The organism is Candidatus Woesearchaeota archaeon (assembly GCA_003695435.1).
Lineage (GTDB): Archaea > Nanobdellota > Nanobdellia > Woesearchaeales > UBA11576 > J101.
The window spans coordinates 1-4255 of sequence record RFJL01000020.1 but is presented as its reverse complement, the minus strand read 5'-3'; the positions used below and the strand labels follow the sequence as shown (position 1 = coordinate 4255).

The window sequence follows — 4255 nt, the reverse complement described above, 5'->3', positions numbered from 1 at the left end:
TTTCCAGATGATAAGATTTGCGACAATCACAAGTCCATCAAGGGGACTTGTGCCTTTATATGCATCGTGATATATAGTTTTTACAGGAATTTCGCAATACTTAAGCTTTGCCCGTCCTGTATGAGCAATCATCTCACTCTCAACGCTATAATCCCTTGCGTGCCAACGTATAAGCTTGTACGCTTTAGTTGTCATCGCGCGGTATCCTCCTTGGGAATCATGAATTTTTATTCCATAGAGGAGTTCAATAACTTTTGAGATGAACCAATTGCCAAAACGAAGTAAGAAGGGCATTTGTCCCTCCCGTTTGCGCGTGCCAAAGACAACATCATGGTTCTTAAGCTCCTTTAAAAAAGCAGGTATCTCGCGAGGGTCGTGCTGTCCATCCCCATCAAGAAACACAAGATATTTTGCTCCCCTCTTTACTGCATAATCTGCTCCGGTCTTGAGCGCAGCACCTTTTCCCTGGTTAATTACATGTTCAAGAACAGTTGCTCCCGCAGCCACTGCTTCTGCAACGGTTCTATCAGTACTGCCGTCACTTACAACCACGATCTCCTCCGGTTTCTGCTTGGCAACTTCACGAACAACACGTGCAATATGTTTTTCTTCGTTATACGCAGCGATAATTACGGTGAATTTCATAGGGTGATGATGAACGCTCCAAGCATGATAAGCGCAATACCTCCTATTTTTCTCATGTTAAAAGGCTCATTAAGATGAAAATAACCTATGATTGCAAGCCACATGTAAGTAAAGCTGCTCAAAGGGTAGAGAACAGAGAGCGGAGTGATGCGTAACAATGCGTAGTACCCTACCGCTCCGAGCAAATAGACAATGCCCGCTGTCCAGAAGTAGTAGTTTTTGAGTAATTTTACGGGGTGGAGACTGATTGTTGGTGCTGCTTTTTTAAAGAGTATTGCCCCAAGCGCGCTGATAAGCATAACGCACATAGTCACAGGAATAATCCACCAAGCAATCATGCCACCACCTCTTTTGACGGTGAGCTATTAATTACCATAACCCCTAAAAGAATGATTAGTGTTCCTACAATTGTAGTGAAGTGTAATGTCTCTCCAAGCAAGACTGACGATACGATCGCAGTCCAAATAAATGAAAGACTGATAAGAGGATAGAGTTTACTCACATCCCCTAGTCGTAAAGCAAAAGTGACTATAAGAGACATAAAAAAAAGAAGAAGGAGAGAACTGACGAGGTACGGATTGAAGATAATACTCCAAACTGATGTAGTTATTCTACTCACACCAATCTTTCCGAGAAATTGTGCAAAAGCAGCAAGAAGTGTTGCGAAAACCATCATCACAACCCCTTTTGTTGAGACGTTCATTCGTATTTTGTCTTCCACACAAGAATGTTCTGTCCGGTGAAGCTTCTCTGCGCGCTTAAGAGTTCATAATGTTCATTATATCGTCCTTCAAGGAAGAAGAGCTGTGTGAAGAGACTCATCACCTGTTCAGGAGCAGTCACCAATATGCGAGACTGGTTTACATCAAGCAGAATTGCAAAACCCGAAGACTCATCATTAAGCACATGCTCTAATTTCTCCTCTCCTGCAACTGCAAGATTAGTGATGGGGATTTCTTGTGATCCGCTCTGCCTTCCATTTGCTACGAGAACAATTCTTGCGGAGCTGTTTTGGGGAGATGATAAGTTGATTGAAACTGAATGCATTACTATTTGTCCTCCTGCTTGCCGTCCTACGACCACATTTACTGGACACTTATACACCTCATTTTTTAGAGTACAAGACAGCCATCCGCTCATGTAGCCAGGCCAGCCAGACACCCACGTATTTTTCTGAGATTCTGTAGTAAGAGATGCCACTTCGTTTGCAATACTCTGTGCGTAAGAAGTGTTGTATCCGAAGAGATTCTCCATTTCAGCAACCGCAGTCGGTTTCTTTGCAAGATTTGAGACTATGTACGCGCGCTCAAAATCCCAGGAACCAAAATGCCCCCAAACCCCTGCTTTTCCTACCATGTCTTCACTGGTGATAAGAAGACTAGTGGGAGGTTCGCAGTGTGTCTTTTCAAGCACAGCATCAGGATTACTAATACCTGCAGCAATAAGTGCTGCGCGTGCTTGTTCTTCATCAAGAAGCAAAATCTTATCCATGAGTTTCTTTGCACGTACGGTTAGCGCAGGCATTCCATCATCCATTTGTTCAAGAAGAACATCAAATCCAGTGTATGAGCCACAGTTAAGCATTCTCTGAATGCCTATTGCTTCTGCCTCATTAGATGTTAAAAGCAACTTCCCAACCCAATGAGCCATCGGCGTATTCTGAGAGCCACCATCAAATGTTACAGGACGTTTCGCAATTGCTTTAAACCAGTGTCCAAAATCCCACCAGGACGTAATAATTGCCTCTTTCGGTTGCGTTTGATCAATGTTCACCAACGTATCATACCATGCATCATTCATTGAAGGTACTTCATTAAGAGCAACACCATGTGCTGCGCGAATTGGCGCCACAAGAATTAAACAAAGAAAGATAATGAGAAGGATGTTTGACCACTTTGACATCTTAGGGACGCGGGCACAAATAACTTGGTAGATCCAACCAATCGCAGTTCCTACTGCTATGCTGAAAACAGGAACAAGAACTAAGGTAAATCGAACTCCTTTTGTAGTTGCGTAGAGTGCAACAACAAACCAGACGAGGATGAGTAACGCATACTTGATATCAACACTATGCTTCTCCGTAAGCAAGAAAAAGGTCGCAACTCCTGTTGGAATTGCTAGAAGTACAACATAGATAAAAGGATTAAAAGATAAACCAAATGCGCTGGTGAGGAAAACTGCTGCGACAAGTGATCCTCCAACAAGCCACTTGTCGTGCTTCTTCCACTTCTTAAGAGGTATGAGAGATGCAATAACTCCAAAAAGAGCAAGTATGAACAAAAGACGACCCCCCATTTGCACCATTACCTGAGCAAGCGAAATATCATTGAGTTCTGCAACAGTGGTGAACACATTTGGCCACAAATCCTGCTTTACAGCATTATTAATCCCCGTGAAAGATATTGCACCAAATACACTATTAAGAAATTGTGAAAAATTAAACAACAATGACACTGTTACAATCACAGAAAGAACAAACATTACTGCCAGTATGCCTGCGTTAGCAAACGCTTGTTTATCAATAGATTTCTGCAACAACCCTCGAACAAGAACATATATCATATACCCTACAATGACCACCACAAGAATATCAAAAATATACCACCAACCCATCCAAAATTTACTATACAGCCCCAGAGTAATTCCCGAAGCCAATGAAAGAAGCAGTTTATGTTTACGTTCCTTTGATTCAAACGCTTCCAAAAAAAGCCAACACACAAACAGAGGAAACAACACGTTATACGCATCAGTATCTGCAAAGCCAGCAGGAGTTCTTGAGAGAAATGCCGTATGTATTCCTACAAGCATCGCGGCAACAAAACCCCCTAAATTACCAGTTTTTCTTCTAACTATCAAGAAAGCAGGAATCACACACAATGCTGCGAGAACTGCTGGCACCCAGAACGCAGCTCCCATCAGACTAATACCCCTATCAAAGACAGAAAGTACTTTGTAGAATGCAACAAGGACTAACGGGTGCCAACTGGCATCCACTTTACTACCTAACGGCGCAAGTCTTGTTGAGTCCCACGGTTTTCCATCTTTAAGGGTGGTACCATAATGTCCATGTTGAAGGTAATTTTCAGCATATTGATAATAAAAGTAAGGATCTATTGCTAAGAGATAGGTCTCACCATGATCATTCTTGAGTTTCTGTTTAAATGCCTCGCTTGTTCCTTTTATCTGTGCATCAAGTTGGGCTTTGTTCTGTTCAACAAATTTTTGATACTCTTGTTCTATGAGCGCCTGCCTATTTTGAGGAGGAAGATTCGGATACCTTGCATTGATTTGTGCGGAGATTTGTGATTGAAGGTTATTTTGCACCGTTTGTTCTGCCCAGTGATCAGTTATGGGTAAATACGCAGGGTATGCTCTGAAAAAAAATGCAAGAAATAATGGAACAAGTATTGCCAAAATTGTTAGCCACGTCTTTGCATCTATTTTCTTAATGAGGTTTGTGAATACACTAATGTCCAATTCTTCTTTTGCCACTTTTTTCAACCACCAGTAAATGACCCTAGGAGGATTTGAACCCCCATCTCTCGGTCTCTCCTGGATTGGCAGATGAATGATGCCAATCGCATCATCCGAAGCCGAGTGTTCTATCCAG

Annotated in this window: 4 protein-coding genes; all 4 read right to left on the bottom strand. The window is 42.2% G+C overall.

Going from position 1 to position 4255, the window contains the following annotated elements; translation table 11 throughout:
• On the bottom strand, window positions 1-645 hold a 645-nt coding region (locus D6774_01380), incomplete at its 3' end, for a glycosyltransferase family 2 protein (protein RME78378.1).
• A complete protein-coding gene (locus D6774_01375; GenBank protein ID RME78377.1) occupies window positions 642-983 on the bottom strand; it encodes a multidrug transporter in 342 nt (113 codons plus the stop codon). The genes D6774_01380 and D6774_01375, both read right to left, overlap by 4 nt.
• Entirely contained in the window at window positions 980-1348 is a 369-nt protein-coding gene (locus tag D6774_01370) for a hypothetical protein (GenBank protein ID RME78376.1), read from the bottom strand. The genes D6774_01375 and D6774_01370 overlap by 4 nt, the downstream gene beginning before the upstream one ends.
• The coding region (locus D6774_01365) for a hypothetical protein (protein RME78375.1) at window positions 1345-4255 on the bottom strand (2911 nt) is incomplete at its 5' end. The genes D6774_01370 and D6774_01365, both read right to left, overlap by 4 nt.